Origin of the sequence: Fredinandcohnia onubensis (genome assembly GCF_002734285.1) — a bacterium.
GTDB classification, from domain to species: Bacteria; Bacillota; Bacilli; order Bacillales; family Bacillaceae_L; genus Ferdinandcohnia; species Ferdinandcohnia onubensis_A.
Genome location: NZ_NSEA01000035.1, coordinates 1 through 17,970 on the forward strand (window position 1 = coordinate 1; position 17,970 = coordinate 17,970).

A 17,970-nucleotide genomic window follows, 5' to 3' on the forward strand; every position below is an offset into this window, starting at 1 on the left:
TAACCAAAATACTTCGAAGATGAATGTAAATACGTTATCTAGTTTTGAAGGAATGAAAATTTCTTCTTGAAATATTTTCTAAAGATAGTATAATAATACTTGTCTTTAATTTATCTAGTGACGATGGCGAGAAGGTCACACCCGTTCCCATACCGAACACGGAAGTTAAGCTTCTCAGCGCCGATGGTAGTTGGGGCATTGCCCCTGTGAGAGTAGGACGTCGCTAGGTTTTGTATCATTCCGCAGTAGCTCAGTGGTAGAGCTATCGGCTGTTAACCGATCGGTCGTAGGTTCGAGTCCTACCTGCGGAGCCATTTGGAGAGCTGTCCGAGTGGTCGAAGGAGCACGATTGGAAATCGTGTAGGCGGTCAACACTGTCTCAAGGGTTCGAATCCCTTGCTCTCCGCCACTATTTATATATTTACAAGTAAGTTGGCCCGTTGGTCAAGCGGTTAAGACACCGCCCTTTCACGGCGGTAACACGGGTTCGAATCCCGTACGGGTCACCATTATGGAGGATTAGCTCAGCTGGGAGAGCACCTGCCTTACAAGCAGGGGGTCGGCGGTTCGATCCCGTCATCCTCCACCATTTGAAAAGTTGTTTTTCTATTATCGCGGGGTGGAGCAACGAGCGTTGCATCATCGAAGTTACTGCGAGTTGTCCCGACGGATAAAGCTTCCTGAATTAGCTTGTAGAGGAAGGGACAGTCAACAGTTAACTAATTGCATAACTTAAACAAGATATTTTCTATTATCGCGGGGTGGAGCAGTCTGGTAGCTCGTCGGGCTCATAACCCGAAGGTCGTAGGTTCAAATCCTGCCCCCGCAACCAAAAAAAAGTTATTGACTAGAACGAAATTATATAGTAATATAATATTTGTTCTGTAACAAAAGACGAAATATTCAAGTAAAATGGTCCCGTGGTGTAGCGACGAGCAAAACATCATCGAATCAACTACGAGTTGTCCCGACGGATTATCATCCTCGAATAAACTAGTAGAGGAAGGGACAGTTAACAAGCGAAAGAAAATGCGCATTGAATATTTAATAATTTTACATGGTCCCGTGGTGTAGCGGTTAACATGCCTGCCTGTCACGCAGGAGATCGCCGGTTCGATCCCGGTCGGGACCGCCATATGTAGTGGCTCAGTAGCTCAGTCGGTAGAGCAAAGGACTGAAAATCCTTGTGTCGGCGGTTCGATTCCGTCCTGAGCCACCATATTTATGCCGGTGTAGCTCAGTTGGTAGAGCAACTGACTTGTAATCAGTAGGTCGTGGGTTCGACTCCTATCGCCGGCACCATTTTTAATTTAATAGTGGAGGGGTAGCGAAGTGGCTAAACGCGGCGGACTGTAAATCCGCTCCCTCCGGGTTCGGCGGTTCGAATCCGTCCCCCTCCACCATTTAATTAGTAACCTTTTATTTAAATTTAAATATAATAGGGGTATAGTTTAAAGGTAGAACGAAGGTCTCCAAAACCTTTGGTGTGGGTTCGATTCCTACTACCCCTGCCAATCTAATTATGGCGATTGTGGCGAAGTGGTTAACGCATCGGATTGTGGTTCCGACATTCGTGGGTTCGATTCCCATCAGTCGCCCCATTTTTTGTTTGCAATATTATTTTGTGGTATTGTCGACGATATTCCGCAAAATTTCCTGATGAAATTTTTCAGAATATCCTCTTGCGGAGTAGCTCATGTAGCTTATTCGAAGAAGTCTTACATGAAGCTTAATCAATGGGCTATAGCCAAGCGGTAAGGCAACGGACTTTGACTCCGTCATTCGTAGGTTCGAATCCTGCTAGCCCAGCCATTTTTTACTTGAATAATAATTTGCGGAAGTAGTTCAGTGGTAGAACACCACCTTGCCAAGGTGGGGGTCGCGGGTTCGAATCCCGTCTTCCGCTCCAATGGCGGCATAGCCAAGTGGTAAGGCAGAGGTCTGCAAAACCTTTACCACCGGTTCGAATCCGGTTGCCGCCTCCATTATTTTAAACTGAATGTAAGTGCTTTTTTATGACTTGCCGGGGTGGCGGAACTGGCAGACGCACAGGACTTAAAATCCTGCGGTAGGTGACTACCGTACCGGTTCGATTCCGGTCCTCGGCATCTTCTGATGTCTTTTTTCTTTCTATATACGCCTGAGTGGTGGAATGGCAGACACGGTGGACTCAAAATCCACTGCCAGCGATGGCGTGCCGGTTCGAGTCCGGCCTCAGGTATCAAAAAACACTTCCCATTAACTAGGAAGTGTTTTTTCTTTGTGTTTTCCTAAATTGCAGCGAAGTAGAAAACAAGGTTGTCCCTTATGGGGCAGCCTCTTTTCATACATTTAGTCGGACATGTCATCCGACTTTTTGTGTAGCACCTATACTAACGGTTTCTCAGCTGTTTTCAATTTTTTGCATTTTCTCGGTTCTGTACTTCTCATGAACTTTTTTTCATGATGTAAGGATTTAAGTAAACTGATGACCATGAACCCAATCACGATTGAAAAAGGGAGAACGGCAATGATTATATCTTCGGACACAAAAAGGAAGTCCATTCCCAAGAACGGACTTCCTCATGCTTTTAAAAACTTATTTATAAAACCTCTTAAATCCTTCAAAATGTTTTTTCCAGTAAGAGTCATTTACATTCGAAATGACAACACCGTCATTTGAAGCATGAATAAATTCGTTGTTCCCAACATAAATCCCAACGTGTGAAATACCAGACTTATAGGTTCCCTGGAAGAATACTAAGTCTCCAATTTGAGGTGTATTAACATAATAAGAGCGCATATGGTAGCCTTCGCTGGAATAGCGATTCGTATCTAAACCTGCTGCCTTATATGCATAGTAAATGAACCCACTGCAGTCAAATCCGTTTGTGCTAGACCCACCCCAGACGTATGGTGTTCCTAATTGGTCTTTAGCTACTTTAATCAACTGATTGACATTATAGCTACTATTGGTTGGTGGAGTTTCAACTGTAGGTGTTTCTACTTTAGCGCCATCCCCAATATTTAGCTTTTGACCAATGTAGATCATATCGGATTTCAAGTTGTTCCATTTCTTTAGGTTTGCAACTGTCACTTTATAGTCGATTGCAATTCTTGACAAGGTATCGCCTGACTTAACGGTATAGACAGTTGCGGTTTTCACCTGTTCCTCTTGAGGTTTCTCTATTTTCTCAGGAGTAGAAGTAGTAGGTTCCTCAGTTGTAGGTTTACTTGGATTCTCGGTTGTAGTAGGTTTACTTACAACAAACACATTTCCTGGGTAGATAAGAGTAGAATTCAAGTTATTCCACTTCATTAAATCACTTAGAGAAATCTTATGTAATATAGCAATACCACTGAGTGTATCACCAGATTTTACTGTGTATGTAGTTGCCTTTGATGTGCTAGGCTTTTGGGTTTCTTTTTCAGTTGTAGGTTGCGTATTGCTGGTTGGTGAACTGCTTGTAGAATTTACTTCTGTCTTAAGAACTTGACTCGGGAAAATAAGATCACTTGTTAAATTGTTTAAAGACTTCAATTGTGAAACAGTCAGATCATGTTTTTGAGCAATCTTCCACAGTGAATCACCACTCTGAACTTTGTACGTGCTTGCTGCCTCGGCCTCTTCTGCAGCAAAAAATGCAGATGCAATGATGGCAGTCGTCGTCACGGACATATATAGCTTCTTATTACCCAACTTTTGTACCTCCTCGCGAATCTATTAATCTAATAAATTATACTATAGTTTTGTCTAGGTTTGTAGATTAATGTGGAAATAGAGGAATAGTTATCCAATGTGTTAGGGGGACACCATGAAATTGATCTTTTTTTGCCGAAAAAAAGTAAAGCTTGCAGTAATATACTTACGGCAAGCTTTGTGAAAGATGAATTTGTCTATAAATTAATACCCGTATTCCCAGTCAATGTTTTCTTCATACCAAACAACTTGATCAATGGGGTCAAACTGAATTTCTTTGTCATTAATGGTACATTTTATATTCTTACAATCTTCGAGACTTACTAGATCTTCGTATACATCATGCTCAACGTTTTCTAATACTGTCAGAGAGTGGTCTTTATTGATTAATAATGCTGTACCTTTCATTACCTAGCACCTTCCTTAGAAGATTTATTGTTCAATCAACTACAGTATAACTCCAATTAGTAACTTGGAACTAAAATTGTGAATAGATTCACAATTTCTTCATAATTATGTTTGAAATGTTGTAACAAACTAAATTCTTTTATGAAGAAGGAGGGAGTAGTGGAAAGAAAGGGTCAATTTCGATACAAATAAATAAAACCCCAAGGTAAATAATCCTTGGGGTCATCGTCATATTACACATATCCATTCACAAAGTACGTGAGTATTTCTAAATCGTCCTCTGTTAACTCACGTTGGAAACGGGAGGACATCTCTGTTGTCATTTTGTCTACATCGCCTTGATATTTCTTCGTTAATTCGGAACTTGTCTTCAATAATGTAACGAAGGAAGAAAATTCATCCTTATTCAATGGTGCAGGATGATGAGATAGGAAATAGATTTCCGCATCATAACCTTCGATCTTCTCCAGAAGTTTCCCCATCTTATCAACGGTATAGTGCCATTTTTCTGCGTACATATTCGCATAGAGGGAGTCACCGAGAAACAGCATTTTTTCCTCAGGGATATAGAGGAGATTCGAATCAGGCGAATGATCTCCACCCACATGTTCAATGAAACAGGTAACCCCACCTAGATTCAGTTTTACTTGCTTTTCAAAAATGAGGGTAGGATCTGGTATGGAAACATTCCGGTCATTTCCAAGCTCTAGCTTAATCGTGTCTGCACAAAATGGTATTTCTACTCCTGATTCAACTCGTTCATCCAATTCCTTGTCTTCCCATGAAAATGTCTGTAATTCTTTTATTTTTTCATAGGTCATGCTATTTGCGATTGAAGGCATGTCCATTTCAGAAAGGCCAAATACATGATCCCAATGCCAATGGGAAAGAGCGAGAATACCTCCGCTTATGTGATGGGTAGCTAATTGCTGTTTAAATAGTTTAGCATGCTCAGACGAATTCCCAGCATCAATTAACAATGTTTGAGCGTCTCCTACAATGGCTACCAATATTGGGCGATCTGTTTTTTGAACTGGAGGGAGGTAAAAAAGACGATTAGAAAGCTTTTGTAATGTCTGCATATATGAACTCCTTTAAAAATGTTTGTATCGTTCATTATATCCCATTTATAGAAGAGAAAAAAATTGTGGTTCATTTTATCAACCGTCACAAATTTTTCACATCTATAGATGCCCCTTTTTCTTGAACCCCCTTCTATAACAAGGATGAGGGGTATATCAAATGACCTTAAGGTTCCGGTGGATGTTACCCCTTACTTAAAAAAGTGGACCTGTCCCAAAGGAAGGATTGTGATCAAGATGGCAAAGTATAGAATGGTGCGGACTGATTTTTGGAAGAATCCGGTGGTTTCAGAGGAAATGACGCCGGAGGACAAATACTTCTTTTTATATCTCCTAACGAATCCCCATACAACTCAAATCGGAATCTATCGCATTACGAAAAAGGAAATGGCTTTTGATATGGGCTATTCGATTGAAACGATTCATGCCTTGATGGACCGTTTTATCAATCACCACAAAATGGTACAGTACAATCCCAAAACGAGAGAAATCGCGATTAAAAACTGGGGAAAATACAATTTGAATAAAGGCGGAAAGCCGATTATGGATTGTATTCTTTCAGAGCTACAAGAAGTGGAGGATCTCTCACTAATTGAATATGTAGCGGAAAATATCGATCGACCCGATATCTTATCACTCTATCATTCTTATTATGAAAATCAATCGGAAGGGGACATAGAACCTTCTTTCTATCACTACGATCCGATTATAGCTAAGGCTGGGACAATGGACCTGTCCCGCTGTCCCGACGATACGTTGACGACTCGTGATACGATACGTGGACAAAAAGAAAAACAAAAAGAAAAAGAAAAAGAAAATAAAAAACAACAACAACAAGTTCTTTATCCTGATATAGCTAATGAATCAAAGACAGAGGCTGTTCGAAAAATTGTAGAGTGTTGGGATCAAAATGAGTTTGGGTTGACGAACATGAATGGGAAAGAGCAGTTGTTGGCGTGGTTAGAGGATTCTAGCTTTATGAATCCGAAAGATGTGATCCTAAAAGCGATGGAGATTGCCTGTGCCAACAATAAGCGGAGGCCAAACTATGTCGTTGGCATTCTGAAAAACTGGGAGAATGAATCGTTGCTCACGCTTGATGAAATTGAGTTGTATGACGAGAGCAAAAAGCAGGCTCAATCGGTTAAATCTACGAAATCAGGTCGTGCTATTCCGAGTACCTATCAATTTGATCCAACGGCAGGTGAAAACTCATGAATTTTGTGGAAACGGCCTTTTTAGGGTGTTTGATTAAGGCTAATTATTTAATCAAAGATACGGTGATCCGTCCTGAACAGCTAGAGGGTACCACTCATCAAGAATTGATGCGGAGAATGATTGACTTTCATAATGATGGTAAGAATATCGATTTGATTTCATTAACGACGATGCCGGACCTTGAAAATTTTGGTGGGATGTCCTATCTTTCAAGCCTGCTCGCACACGCGGATGTTGAAAAGTTTGATGAATTTGAAGTACTTATTCTCGACCTTTGGAAGGAGCGAGAGAAGAAGAGCATTTTGGCGCTTGCGAATATGGGAAATTGGGAGATTACGAAGGTCATTGCCGAATTGGATAAAATCAACCAGGTCAAGATGAACGATCATACATCCTTGAATCAAGCATTGGTCAGTATGTATGAAGCACCTTGGCAGGAGCAAGAAGTCATGAAAATGGCCACAACAGGGATCAGAAAACTCGACGAAATAACAGGAGGCTTCCAGGATGGGGAGGTGACGATTCTAGCAGCTCGTCCATCCATGGGGAAAACCGACGTGATGCTCCATTTTGCAAAGGCAGCGGGATGGGCAGGCTACCTTCCAATTGTCTTTTCGTTGGAAATGCCTGAAAAACTGATCACCTCTCGATTAATCGCGTCAACGGGTGGCTATAACCGTCTGAAAATGAGGAACCCCGGAAAGATGTTAAATCAAAGCCAAAAGGATCGCTGGGCAGATGTCATTGGACACTTGAATGAAACCACTATTCAAATCTTTGATGGAGCAGGTCAAACCGTCTCAGAAATGAGAGCAAAGACACGAAAAATGCTGCATCAATATCCAGACCTGAAGCCTGTCATTTTTATTGATTATTTAACCCTCATCCGCTCAAGCGAACTTTATGGAGGCAACGCCCATCTGCAAATCACCGAAATATCTAGGAATCTAAAAACAATGGCAAAGGACTTTGATTGCCCTGTGATTTGTTTAGCGCAGCTCAATCGTTCAGTGGAAACAAGAGCCGAAAAACGACCAATGATGTCGGATATTCGAGAATCGGGCAGCATCGAACAGGACGCAGATGTGATTCTGTTCCTTTATCGCGAAAAGTACTATGACAAAAACACCGAAAATCCATTTCTAGAAATCATCGTTTCTAAGAATCGAAATGGTCCAGTAGGGACGATTCATGTTACATACAATGAGTTCACAGGAATGATTGAGGCATAAGCATGGGGACGAATGGGTCTCGGTCGGGTCCTTTGTTCCATGTTTGAATGAATAGGGGGAAACAAAATGAAGGTAAGGGATTTATACATAGATGCAATATGCTATGAAGAAGTCAGTCTAGCCCATTATATTCATCATTTGCTAGAAGAGGGCAAGGTTTCAGTAGAGGGTGACGCCGCCACATTAGATCTTAATCTAGCAGACCATGAGAAAGTGAAGGAAATGATTGAAAATAATGTATTAGGTTTTCATAAAATCGGGGTCTATTCACTAAAAATGAATCAATGAGAATTCGTGTTTATCTTTGCCGAAACCGAACAAGAGGCAATGCAATTCTTCGTCAAAACATTTAATCATACACCGCTAAATTGTCACCAATATTCACTGAGTACACAGATTATGAGGGAACATAAAATGACTACGTTTTGGGAGATGAGGAAAGAGCATTTGGAGTTTCCTGCGGTGGCGGGGTGGTTTGAAAAGTGAAATATGAAACTTAGAATCCTTGTAGAAAACACTCCAGAGGAACAGGAACAAATCCCTATCGCAACTTAAATAAAGTGGTCAGACCACGCTGCGATAATAATCTGTAGGATGGTTTGACCCCGACCACCGGTATCTTTTGATTAATTTTAGTTACGATTGATAGTAATTGAGAAGCTCGTAAACCTTGATATGAAAAGGTTTATGAGCTTTTTTCTTTTACTTGAGTATGCGGTTGAATACGATATGTTTTATTATCACTTTACGCATTTTTTTACGCAAATTTTTACATAGCCATACTCTCAAATGTTTGAACTGTAACTTGTTCATCTTGCAAACGTATTTCTTTTAGAACATGGGTGTACTCTTTTAGTGTTGTTTCAATATCACAATGTCCTAATCGCTCAGAAACATAGTGAATAGATGCCTTTTTATAAAGTAGTACACTTGCATGAGTGTGTCGTAATCCGTGAAGAGTTATTGGTTCGATGTTTAGTTCCAATAGCAGTTTTTTTAGCAAGTTATTTGCGTTAGTGTTGCTTATAACTTTGTATTTTGATTCTGGACTGTAGAACACCAAATCATGAATGTTTGTAGGTGTGTTGTTGAACAATTCTTTAAAATGAAACATCGTGATCTTGTCCATCTTAATGGTACGTTTTGACTGTTGGTTTTTTGTTTTACCTTTTCCTTCCGGAGAGCTTTTTTTATAGCCCCAGGTTTTATTTATATTGATTTTGTTATTTTTGAAGTCAAAGTCTTTCCTTGTTAAACCAATCGCTTCTGCAAAACGCATACCTGAAGTTGCAATTAGGAGCAACAAAGAATACCCTAATCCCTCGTCAATCTTAGCCCAAATGCTTTTCAACAGCATTACACTTTCATCATAATTCAAGTGCTTTTCTTCAGATTTCTTTGCTTGAACTCCAAAAGTAGGTTTAGTTTTTCGTGTAAAATCAAATTGAATGTATTGCTCTTCCATAGCATCTTTTACACATGCTTTTATATGTCCGTGAACTTTGTCGACTGTTTGTTTCGCTTTGTTAGAACCAAACCAATTAAGGAATCTTTGATACTCTTGTCTTCTGATATTTTGAATAGGAGTCCGTGAAAAATACTCTTTTACCGCATTTAAAGAGTATTCATAATGTTTCAATGTAGTTGGACTCACATTAGGTACTTTGTAAATCTCAATCCATTCCTCAAAATATTCTTCGAAAGGAACTTTTTTTGTAACTGGATTCAAACCTCTGGCTAATTGTGCTTCCATTTCAACCATTGCAGCATTTGCTTCTCTTGCTGTGCGGAAACCACCTTTTCTAATAGGCTTGGATTTTCCATTTACTACATTGCTGACAGAGAATTCAAAACTTGTTCCTTTTTTTCCTTTACGCTCTCTTATATATCCCATAATTTCTGTCTCCTTATCTAGTTGTAGTTGTAATTAGATAAGGGTAGCCTGGTGGTCATCATGGCTTACCCTTATCATAAAGTCTGTTTTGAATTTTGTATAGCCTAATGATTGGGCTGGTTTTATCTTTTTTGTGAGAAGATTTGTTGGAAGTTCTTGTCCAAAAACTCTGCCATTTTTAAGGCATGGAATGACCAAGTTTGTCCTTTTGATTGGGGGTAAAATACGAAACCGCCTTGTTCAACATCGAGGATCTTTTTGAATTTTGGGGGATAGAGGATATTGTCTTTAATCCATTCATGTTTGCGATTAATTCGCACTTCCAGGTCTTTCATTGTCCAATAGACACCTTTTAGCTGTTGTTGTTTTAGTTCCTGCAATTCTACTTTGGAAATGATTACTGAGTCGGAAGGAATAGGGATTGTGAGGTTAATGGAGAGTTGTTGTTGTAATGTTGTATCTTGCTGTAATGTTGTCATGCTACTTCATCTCCCTTCTCGATAAAGGAGCTGGAGGGTTTTTCATCGGTTGCATAGATTTCATAAATTGCTAAATCAATTTTGTCATGCAAAGTGAATTGTAATTTGGAAATGGGGGTAAATGTAGATTGAATGTTGTAGTTTCTTTCAATTTTCATTATGTTTCCTCCTGTTGTAGTTTGAAAGAATGATTGGTGTACATCTGAGGTTAAAAGTGAGTGGGTCTATTTTGGGGAGTTGTATGCTACTTTGATTTCACTTCCTTTCAATTAGTCAATTAGTTTATATATCTATCATAATTATGATGATTGCATAAATCAAAATTCTTAGGTTCGAGGGTATAAAATTTTCTAGTGGGGCATAAGGTCTTGTTGCTTGTACTACTGTGTTAGGATATACTTTTTATTAGATTACCATCTACAATAATCTAAGGAAGATGGATATTATATGAAGAAAATTTATGAATCTATACAAACAAACTATAAATCCATATTGCAAAAAAACTCGTTCTCTAACAAGGGGACGAGTTTTTTTGTGTTCCCCAGTGACTATAGGAAATGGTAGTTTCAATTTCATTAGAAAGGAAGGTTAGATGTGCAGTTTTATTCTGATAAGGAAGTAGCTTTAAAATTAGGATTGAGCATCAAAATAATTCAGAATTTGTGTGAAAAAGGACGCCTTAAAGATGCCTATCAAACTGATGATGGTCAATGGATAATACCTGCAAAGAATTTCATAACTTCAAAAGAACAGGATGAGAGAGCAGAAATAATATTAAAACAGATTGATGAAAAAAATCGAGAAGTTGATAAAGACATGGTTTTTATTGATGCACAGCTAGTTGCTGATTATTACGGGGTTACACTGAAGCAGGTAAATTGCTGGATTAAGCAAAGAAAAATTTCTGGTAAAAAGGATAGTGAAGATCCAGAACGTTATTTGATTCCGAAGGAAGAGTTCGAGTATTTGAAAGAAAAAAGAGAAACAGATGATATAAATGAGATCATTAAAGAATTCTTCGGTAATGAATTTTACAGAGCGTGATTTAGAAATTGATGATTAGAATAAAGAAGGAAACCTAGGAATCAAGAAAGGAGTATTTTTCAGACGAGTGAGGTATTGAGGGAAAAGAGGAAATTGAAAGATTCACGGAGGAAATGGCTATGGAAAGACTAAAGGATTGTAGTATTTGCGGTGATAAATTGTCTATAACAGAGTTTTCAAAGAAACAAAAATATAAGTGGCGTTCTTATTGCAAGAGTTGCAAGGCGATTAAAAATGAAATGATGAAAGCAAAAAAAATAGAACCTCCGAAACTTGATCAAGGAGTGGAGATAGAGGTAAGGGGAAGGTTAGCTAACGGGCATGGGTACACATATTCTGTCCCATATGAAAAAGCGATACAAATGGTGGATGAACGAGTTGCGTATATTGTGCATGAAAGACTCATTAGGAAGTTTTTTGACCGTGATACGTTCAGAAAACTGATATTCAAAAGGTTTGGAGAAATATGCTTTTATTGTGGTGAAGTTGCTGAAACTATTGATCATATTATTCCAAAGAGCCGTGGCGGATTATCCAGTTTTTCAAACTGTGTACCTGCTTGTTCTAAATGTAACGAGTCAAAGAGCAACATGAGCGTAGATGACTTTCTTTACTATTTTGATCTTTATTCTATTATTCCTGATTCATCTCAAAAAGAATATGTAAGGTTTGATTTCATGAAGTTGTCCGATAAGCTCGATAAATTCAATTCCTACTTCAACATGTGCTTAGAGAAGTGTGAAAGTAATGAAGGTGAGTTCGATATCTTAGTCGATTTGGAAAAATTGGAGGGAAAAGTGACCCAGATAAAAGAAACGATAATGAGGTATAAAGTAAAACAAAATCTTGAGAGTTTAGTTTAATATTTTCTATCATGTTAGGAAACAAACAGTATAGAGATTAAAAGGTGAAAAAGTATTGGGTAGCAATAACGGTGTATTAGGATATGAAGAACATTTTGATTAACCTTATGATAGCTATGGGATGTGCAAATTGGTTACTTTACAGACCTTTAAAGGAGAAAATGAGGTTATTATAGGTTACATACAATTACTGAAAGGGGAATGCAACGCATGGAGAAGTGTTACTTAGGAGTTAACGATAGTGGAAACCCAATTATTCATTGGGAATTTGAAGGTAAAGATAATTTCGATAACTTTAGTAATAATAGACTTGGATTTTCTAATGTTTCAGATAAAGAGGAAAATATTCAAGAATACTTGCTAATTAAGGATTATTCTCGTAAGCAGGACTATTCTATTACAATATCAAAACAAGATGAGAATGTATTAATGAAGGTGGTTTTTGATTTGTTCAATAATATTTGCCTTACGGGTATCGCTAGGGAAGATGAGGCTTATCATCAATTTGTAGAGGCATATCAAGATGAAGGAAAAGGTAATATACAGCTTGAAATGAGTTGGAGTGGAGGGGAATCAAAAAAACGTTTTTTCACTTTTGGATTTTTCAATAATGAGTTTTCAACTTTATTCAAATAAAATAAATATCTAAAAGGAAGGAACCGTAAAGAATTATTGCTACACGGTTCTTTCTTTTTTAGTCCAAGAAAAATGGAGTTGAAGTAATCACTGTAACCCTATTGTTATGAACATCTTGTAAGAATAGATCAGCTTACTTAGGTACAAATGTGAATATTTTTATTACAACTACATAGCATGTCTTACTTAACAGTCACATTGGCAAATTTCAATGTGTTGGGAAGTCATATAAATTAGTTCGGGTCGGGAAAAATAATGCTAAGAGAACCCTTGGTAATAAAGGGTTTATTCACTCCCAAGACCTAGAAAAAAAGGAGATGATTTAATTGATTCACACATTTGAAATGATGTTGCTTGTAGCATATTATGATATTCAACATCTCTTTTCCATGTACAGTATTAACCTCAACAAGTACGAACACTTTGGAGCTGCTGTTAAACAGCTTAACAAAGAAGTAAAAAAGAATTTCGATTCCTATGCAGTTACATGGATTAGTTGTCAAGTAAGTGGAGAATGGAATCTACATGTGAAAGTAGATATTGTTAAATTATTGGACAAAGGTGAGATTTTGGAGGAAGATTACGATTTGGTAGAATCAGATATTCGTAAATTCCTTATCCACCACTTTGGGCATTCCTTGTACTTTGACTCTCATACACTCAAAAGAATAGACTACAAATTGGATTTTTATGTCCAGGTTTCAAAAGACAGAGAGCTGTTATTTTATCTATTGGAAAAATATACAGCTAGGTATGGGTACAAAGAAAAAATCAAATGGGGCAAGGATGAAAATGATAATCCTTTCAAATATGAAACATCCCAATATCACAAATCAAAGAGTGTGGAGTTGGTGATTTATGATAAAGAGGAAGAAAGGATTGCTAAAGGAGAAGAAATCCAACCGTATGATAAGGGGCGAGTCAGATACGAACTGAGATTGAAAAATAGCCACCTCAATAGCATGAAACGAAAAGATAAAGGAAAAGATAGACCAAAGAAATTAAGGAGCTACTTTTCGTATCATTTATGGAAAGAGTACATGGAAAAGCATGTTATACCAATTGTTCATCGAGGTGATTATTATAAGATCACCGAGGCAGAAAAAATTATTGAAAGTAGTCATTTTTCAAAAAAGAAAAAGAATGATCTTCGTGCATTCCTCGTTCAAATCTCCAAAGGCAGTATAGATACTCCGAAGAAACATATGTCCCCACCTACCTATCGAAAATACCTTCAAGATCTTGATATTATAGGAGTAAGCCCTATCCTCATTCCAAAAAACCGCACTGATTTCCCCAAATATTTGAAAAATCCATTCAAAATCTAACAATAAATGGAACTAACATTGAAGGTGTCTAAAATGTGTTGTACCCAACGCAATAGCCACCTTTTTTATGAAAAATATCACAAAAAGACGAGAGTATTTATTACTCTCGTTCGTTTTCTGGTTTGTACTTATTCATTGCATCAATTAGTGCTTGTGCGATGACGTCTTGAGTTTTTAGGTGAGGATAATATTCTTCACAAAATTTACTGAAGTCCTCGTAAATAGAAGTATTCATCCTGATACTTTTATTTGCGAAATCTGCATTCTTGCTGTAAATTCGTTTATCAAGCAGTAAATTCCCCGATTCTTCAAATTGTTGAATCACCTTTTTAAGAGTGCCAATATGGTTCTTGATGAATGTTATCTCATCATTCTGTTCGGTAGGGGAACTTGTAACTCTTTCCTCCTCGGAACGAACAAATGGATAGTATTGCTTGTCTGCTTGATGGTACAGGTAATCGCCCTCTCTCATGAGTTTGCTGAATGATCCACTTGAAATTTCGAGAAGTTCATATATTTCCGATAGAGTATGCTTTTTTAACATCTTATTGACTTCCTGAACTCTTTTTGCTGGTGGCATTGTAATGATTGTGTCTTTTTCCATATACACAACCCCTTTCTTATATTGAAGTTAATGTATTATAGACTCAAATTCTTTTAGGTATAACTGTCTTTCATTTGTTTTTAATTTCTATATAGTTAGGTTCATTACCAGAAAAGATTGACTTTAATTGTGATTTGGTTATATACTGTATTTAACAAATAACAGTCAAATATTTGATTTAACATTTGAAAAGGAGGTGTAACATGCAACTTGGTGAGATTGCCCAAATAAAGACGGGACTGGTATTAAGTAGGAAAAAGGCAGAATTTGAATACGATGCAAAGGCTAGATACAAACTTTTGTCGCTCAAAAATATAAGTGAAGATGGGGCGATTGTTAACGAATTATTTGATGAATTTATCAGTAATGATGTCTTGGATGACCATTACTTTACTGAAGAAGGCGATGTACTAATACGGTTAAGCCAACCGTATACAGCAGTGTTTATAGATAAAGACCATACTGGTTTATTGGTTCCGTCATACTTCGCTATCATAAAAGTGAATGAAGCAAAGATTTTACCACAATATGCAGCATGGTATCTTAATTCATTGGATGTAAAGAAGGAATTGGAGCGTTCTCAAGCAGGTAGTAGGATTCCAAGCACTAATCAACATGCAATAAGAAATATTCCTATTATGTTATCATCCATTTCAAAACAACAAATTTTGATTGAGCTTTTCCAGCTTCACCAAAGGGAAAAAATGCTTTACAAGAAATTGATTGAAGAAAAGGAGTTTCTCTTTCAAGGAGTTACTCAGGAAATATTAGGAGGATAAAAGAATGATCGAACAAACATCGCAAGAAAAAATCAATAGTGTGTTATGGAAAGCAGCCGACACCTTTAGAGGAAAAATTGATTCGTCTACATACAAGGATTACATCCTTACTATGTTGTTCATTAAGTATTTAAGTGATTCTTATAAAGAGAAAGTAGAAGAATATTCAAAGCGATACAATGGAGATGAACAACGAATTCAACGTGCACTATCAAGAGAACGCTTTGTATTGGATGACGCATCAACATTTGACTATCTGTATAGCAAGAGAAATGACCCAGAAATCGGTGAGATCATAAACAAAGCATTAGAACGAATTGAAAATGAGAATACAGGAAAACTTCGTGGTGTATTCCGTAACATAGACTTCAATAGTGAGGCAATTCTTGGTAGGGCGAAAGAACGTAATGCAATGCTACGTTCTTTATTGGAGGATTTTAATCAACTATCATTAAGACCGTCCCAATTAGGTAATGAAGATATTGTTGGTAATGCTTATCAATATATGATTGGATTATTTGCTTCTGATGCAGGGAAAAAAGGTGGAGAATTCTACACTCCGGCAGAAGTATCTGAACTTTTGGCACGATTAGTTAAACCACAAGAAAATGATCGTATATATGACCCGACTTCCGGATCTGGTTCATTATTGTTGAAAGTTGCAAAACAAGTACCAAGTAAAAAGGTTGCCATATATGGACAAGAGCGTAATGGTGCCACGCACTCATTGGCATTGATGAATATGTACTTGCACGGAATTGATGATGCAAAAATTGAATGGGGCGATACATTGGCCAACCCCTTGCATATAGATGATGGTAAGTTAATGAAGTTCCAGGTAATTGTTGCAAATCCTCCTTTCTCATTAGATAAGTGGGCGATGGGATTTGCTGGTGAAGGAAATGATAAAAAGTTTAAAATGGAACCAGGGCTTGATCCATACAGAAGATTTGAATGGGGAGTTCCACCAAGCTCAAAAGGGGATTATGCGTTTGTTCAACACATGCTATATTCGTTAGCGGAAAATGGAAGGATGGCTACAATTCTTCCTCATGGAGTTTTATTCCGTGGCTCTAGTGAAGGGAAAATTCGTCAGCAAATCATTGATATGAACCTTTTAGATGCAGTCATCGGATTGCCAGTGGGATTATTCTTTGGTACTGGTATTCCTGCTTGTATCATGGTATTCCGAAAAGACCGTACACGTAAAGATGTTCTATTCATTGACGCATCAGGTGAGGTAAATTATGAAAAAGGAAAAAACCAAAACAAATTAAGAGAGCCGGACATTGAAAAAATTATTGAAACGTATGAGAAGAGAGAAACAATTGATAAATATTCATATGTCGCTACTTTAGATGAAATTAAAGAGAACGACTATAACTTGAACATACCACGTTATGTCGATACATTTGAAGAAGAAGAACCTGTGGATATGGATGCAGTTAAGGAAAATATTAAGAACATCAAACAAGAGCTTCGAGAAGTGGAAGAGCAGATGGAAAAGCATTTGAAAGAGCTTGGATTGTAGGTGAACAAGGTGTATAAATTAACAGTCCCAAAAGATTGGAAAGTTAAACATATAGAGGAAATAGCGGATATATCTACTGGAAATAAAGATACAGTAAACAAAGAAGAAAATGGAAAATATCCTTTTTTTGTGAGGTCTCAAACGGTAGAAAGAATAAATTCTTATTCTTATGACGGCGAAGCTATTCTAACAGCAGGTGACGGAGTAGGTGTAGGTAAAGTATTTCATTATTACAATGGTAAGTTTGATTTTCATCAAAGAGTCTATAAGATAAGCGAATTTAAAGATGTCGATGGCTTTTTCCTTTTTAATTATTTTAAAATGAATTTCATGAAACAAGTGAAGAAGTATAATGCTAAGACCTCAGTTGACTCAGTTAGAAGAGAAATGATTACAAAAATGGAGATTCCAGTTCCACCAATAAATGAACAGAAAATAATATCATCAATACTTTTGGCTTGGGACAATGCCATTGAACTAAAAGAAAAGCTGATTGAACAGAAAAAAGAGCAGAAAAAAGGGTTAATGAAGAAGTTGTTGACAGGTCAAGTTAGGTTGTTAGGGTTTGATGGAAAATGGGATACAAAAAAACTTAAAGATTTATGCACTAAAATAATGGATGGTACTCATGCAACACCGAATTATACTGATTCTGGCATCCCTTTTTATAGTGTTGAGAATGTTACAAATAGGGACTTTTCGAATCATAAATATATATCACATGAAGAACATCTTTCAATTAGTTCAAGATGTAAAGTAGAAAAGGGCGATATCTTAATGACTAGAATTGGTAGTATTGGGGATGCTGTGATAGTTGATTGGGATTATGAATCGAGTATCTATGTGAGCTTGGCCCTTTTAAAAACCAATGAAAAAATTCTGTCAGAATACCTAGTTCAGTATATGTCTACTGATGAATTTAAAAAGGACATTCTAAGTAAATCTTTATTAAGTGCAATCCCACAAAAGATAAATTTATTTGATATAGGTCGAGTTAAAGTTTATTTTCCACAGGATATACAAGAGCAAAAAGCTATTACTAAAATCTTACATGATGCGGATAAAGAAGTATCATTACTTGTGTACGAACTAAATAATTTAAAAGAACAAAAGAAAGGCCTCATGCAATTACTTTTGACCGGAAAAGTCCGAGTGCGGGGCTAATGCCTTCACTCACTTTTCCCCTTCTTTGA

17 protein-coding genes, 16 tRNA genes and 1 rRNA gene are annotated in these 17,970 nt (G+C 37.3%); 27 read left to right on the forward strand and 7 right to left on the reverse strand.

The annotated features are described in order from the left end of the window. Positions 1 to 113: 113 nt before the first annotated feature. The 17 genes from rrf (at position 114) to CKJ95_RS22480 (ending at position 2,221) form a co-directional block, all read left to right on the forward strand. A 5S ribosomal RNA gene (gene rrf / locus CKJ95_RS22400) occupies positions 114 to 229 on the forward strand. Between the two features lie 10 nt (positions 230 to 239). Beyond that, a tRNA-Asn gene (locus CKJ95_RS22405) sits at positions 240 to 314 on the forward strand. A gap of 3 nt (positions 315 to 317) precedes the next feature. Continuing rightward, positions 318 to 409 (forward strand) — tRNA-Ser (locus tag CKJ95_RS22410). Positions 410 to 434: 25 nt separating this feature from the next. Continuing rightward, positions 435 to 509: transfer RNA gene (locus CKJ95_RS22415), tRNA-Glu, on the forward strand. A 4-nt stretch (positions 510 to 513) separates the two neighbouring features. After that, positions 514 to 589, forward strand: a tRNA-Val gene (locus CKJ95_RS22420). 166 nt (positions 590 to 755) lie between these two features. After that, positions 756 to 832 (forward strand) — tRNA-Met (locus tag CKJ95_RS22425). 227 nt (positions 833 to 1,059) lie between these two features. Further along, positions 1,060 to 1,135 (forward strand) — tRNA-Asp (locus CKJ95_RS22430). An 8-nt stretch (positions 1,136 to 1,143) separates the two neighbouring features. Further along, a tRNA-Phe gene (locus CKJ95_RS22435) sits at positions 1,144 to 1,219 on the forward strand. 7 nt (positions 1,220 to 1,226) lie between these two features. After that, positions 1,227 to 1,302: transfer RNA gene (locus tag CKJ95_RS22440), tRNA-Thr, on the forward strand. A 16-nt stretch (positions 1,303 to 1,318) separates the two neighbouring features. Beyond that, positions 1,319 to 1,403: transfer RNA gene (locus CKJ95_RS22445), tRNA-Tyr, on the forward strand. 37 nt (positions 1,404 to 1,440) lie between these two features. Beyond that, a tRNA-Trp gene (locus CKJ95_RS22450) sits at positions 1,441 to 1,514 on the forward strand. Between the two features lie 11 nt (positions 1,515 to 1,525). Further along, positions 1,526 to 1,601 (forward strand) — tRNA-His (locus CKJ95_RS22455). Between the two features lie 136 nt (positions 1,602 to 1,737). Continuing rightward, positions 1,738 to 1,812 (forward strand) — tRNA-Gln (locus CKJ95_RS22460). A 22-nt stretch (positions 1,813 to 1,834) separates the two neighbouring features. Further along, positions 1,835 to 1,909, forward strand: a tRNA-Gly gene (locus CKJ95_RS22465). Positions 1,910 to 1,911: 2 nt separating this feature from the next. After that, positions 1,912 to 1,985, forward strand: a tRNA-Cys gene (locus CKJ95_RS22470). A 37-nt stretch (positions 1,986 to 2,022) separates the two neighbouring features. Further along, a tRNA-Leu gene (locus CKJ95_RS22475) sits at positions 2,023 to 2,108 on the forward strand. 30 nt (positions 2,109 to 2,138) lie between these two features. Continuing rightward, positions 2,139 to 2,221: transfer RNA gene (locus tag CKJ95_RS22480), tRNA-Leu, on the forward strand. A 357-nt stretch (positions 2,222 to 2,578) separates the two neighbouring features. On the opposite strand, the gene CKJ95_RS22490 is transcribed toward CKJ95_RS22480, so the two are convergent. The 3 genes from CKJ95_RS22490 to CKJ95_RS22500 form a co-directional block, all read right to left on the reverse strand. Next, positions 2,579 to 3,679, reverse strand: a complete 1,101-nt coding sequence (locus tag CKJ95_RS22490; RefSeq protein WP_099355690.1) for a C40 family peptidase — start codon at positions 3,677 to 3,679, stop codon at positions 2,579 to 2,581. A 204-nt stretch (positions 3,680 to 3,883) separates the two neighbouring features. Beyond that, positions 3,884 to 4,087, reverse strand: a complete 204-nt coding sequence (locus CKJ95_RS22495) for a hypothetical protein (protein WP_099355691.1) — start codon at positions 4,085 to 4,087, stop codon at positions 3,884 to 3,886. 233 nt (positions 4,088 to 4,320) lie between these two features. Beyond that, positions 4,321 to 5,169 carry an MBL fold metallo-hydrolase gene (locus CKJ95_RS22500; protein WP_099355692.1) on the reverse strand — a complete coding sequence of 283 codons (849 nt, stop codon included), beginning with the start codon at positions 5,167 to 5,169 and terminating at the stop codon, positions 4,321 to 4,323. 237 nt (positions 5,170 to 5,406) lie between these two features. On the opposite strand from CKJ95_RS22500, the gene CKJ95_RS22505 reads away from it, so the two are divergent. The 3 genes from CKJ95_RS22505 (at position 5,407) to CKJ95_RS23985 (ending at position 7,907) form a co-directional block, all read left to right on the forward strand. Beyond that, complete coding sequence (locus CKJ95_RS22505) at positions 5,407 to 6,387, forward strand: DnaD domain-containing protein (RefSeq protein ID WP_257215903.1); 981 nt, start codon at positions 5,407 to 5,409, stop codon at positions 6,385 to 6,387. Continuing rightward, positions 6,384 to 7,619: a DnaB-like helicase C-terminal domain-containing protein gene (locus tag CKJ95_RS22510; RefSeq protein ID WP_099355693.1), complete on the forward strand. Its 1,236-nt coding sequence runs from the start codon at positions 6,384 to 6,386 to the stop codon at positions 7,617 to 7,619. Before CKJ95_RS22505 ends, CKJ95_RS22510 begins: the two co-directional genes overlap by 4 nt. Before the next feature lie 66 nt (positions 7,620 to 7,685). Then, positions 7,686 to 7,907 (forward strand): hypothetical protein, encoded by a 222-nt coding sequence (locus tag CKJ95_RS23985; protein WP_257215904.1) that lies wholly within the window; start codon positions 7,686 to 7,688, stop codon positions 7,905 to 7,907. Between the two features lie 481 nt (positions 7,908 to 8,388). On the opposite strand, the gene CKJ95_RS22520 is transcribed toward CKJ95_RS23985, so the two are convergent. The 3 genes from CKJ95_RS22520 to CKJ95_RS23625 all read right to left on the reverse strand — a co-directional run bounded on the left by CKJ95_RS22520 (position 8,389) and on the right by CKJ95_RS23625 (position 10,150). Then, positions 8,389 to 9,513: a tyrosine-type recombinase/integrase gene (locus CKJ95_RS22520; RefSeq protein ID WP_099355694.1), complete on the reverse strand. Its 1,125-nt coding sequence runs from the start codon at positions 9,511 to 9,513 to the stop codon at positions 8,389 to 8,391. 122 nt (positions 9,514 to 9,635) lie between these two features. Beyond that, entirely contained in the window at positions 9,636 to 9,992 is a 357-nt protein-coding gene (locus tag CKJ95_RS22525; RefSeq protein ID WP_099355695.1) for a DUF771 domain-containing protein, read from the reverse strand. Then, positions 9,989 to 10,150 carry a hypothetical protein gene (locus CKJ95_RS23625; protein WP_180271663.1) on the reverse strand — a complete coding sequence of 54 codons (162 nt, stop codon included), beginning with the start codon at positions 10,148 to 10,150 and terminating at the stop codon, positions 9,989 to 9,991. The genes CKJ95_RS22525 and CKJ95_RS23625 overlap by 4 nt, the downstream gene beginning before the upstream one ends. Positions 10,151 to 10,586: 436 nt before the next feature. Between CKJ95_RS23625 and CKJ95_RS22530 the strand changes: the two genes are divergently transcribed. From CKJ95_RS22530 to CKJ95_RS22545, 4 genes are all read left to right on the forward strand, one after another. Continuing rightward, positions 10,587 to 11,036: a hypothetical protein gene (locus CKJ95_RS22530; protein WP_099355696.1), complete on the forward strand. Its 450-nt coding sequence runs from the start codon at positions 10,587 to 10,589 to the stop codon at positions 11,034 to 11,036. 119 nt (positions 11,037 to 11,155) lie between these two features. Then, positions 11,156 to 11,899, forward strand: coding sequence for an HNH endonuclease (locus CKJ95_RS22535; protein WP_180271665.1), 744 nt, complete (start codon positions 11,156 to 11,158; stop codon positions 11,897 to 11,899). A gap of 201 nt (positions 11,900 to 12,100) precedes the next feature. After that, the gene (locus tag CKJ95_RS22540) at positions 12,101 to 12,535 is read left to right on the forward strand and encodes a hypothetical protein (RefSeq protein WP_142353971.1); all 435 of its coding nucleotides are present in this window, start codon (positions 12,101 to 12,103) and stop codon (positions 12,533 to 12,535) included. 326 nt (positions 12,536 to 12,861) lie between these two features. Beyond that, a complete protein-coding gene (locus CKJ95_RS22545) occupies positions 12,862 to 13,863 on the forward strand; it encodes a hypothetical protein (RefSeq protein ID WP_099355699.1) in 1,002 nt (333 codons plus the stop codon). Between the two features lie 100 nt (positions 13,864 to 13,963). Here CKJ95_RS22545 and CKJ95_RS22550 read toward each other — a convergent pair whose 3' ends face one another. Beyond that, positions 13,964 to 14,467 (reverse strand): hypothetical protein, encoded by a 504-nt coding sequence (locus tag CKJ95_RS22550; protein ID WP_099355700.1) that lies wholly within the window; start codon positions 14,465 to 14,467, stop codon positions 13,964 to 13,966. A 203-nt stretch (positions 14,468 to 14,670) separates the two neighbouring features. Here CKJ95_RS22550 and CKJ95_RS22555 point away from each other — a divergent pair, with 203 nt between their 5' ends. Genes CKJ95_RS22555 through CKJ95_RS22565 form a run of 3 tightly spaced genes read left to right on the forward strand, consistent with a single transcriptional unit; the run spans position 14,671 to position 17,941 of the window. Next, positions 14,671 to 15,246 carry a restriction endonuclease subunit S gene (locus CKJ95_RS22555; protein WP_099355701.1) on the forward strand — a complete coding sequence of 192 codons (576 nt, stop codon included), beginning with the start codon at positions 14,671 to 14,673 and terminating at the stop codon, positions 15,244 to 15,246. 4 nt (positions 15,247 to 15,250) lie between these two features. After that, positions 15,251 to 16,777, forward strand: coding sequence for a type I restriction-modification system subunit M (locus CKJ95_RS22560; RefSeq protein WP_099355702.1), 1,527 nt, complete (start codon positions 15,251 to 15,253; stop codon positions 16,775 to 16,777). A gap of 9 nt (positions 16,778 to 16,786) precedes the next feature. After that, the gene (locus CKJ95_RS22565) at positions 16,787 to 17,941 is read left to right on the forward strand and encodes a restriction endonuclease subunit S (RefSeq protein WP_099355703.1); all 1,155 of its coding nucleotides are present in this window, start codon (positions 16,787 to 16,789) and stop codon (positions 17,939 to 17,941) included. Positions 17,942 to 17,970 lie beyond the last annotated feature (29 nt).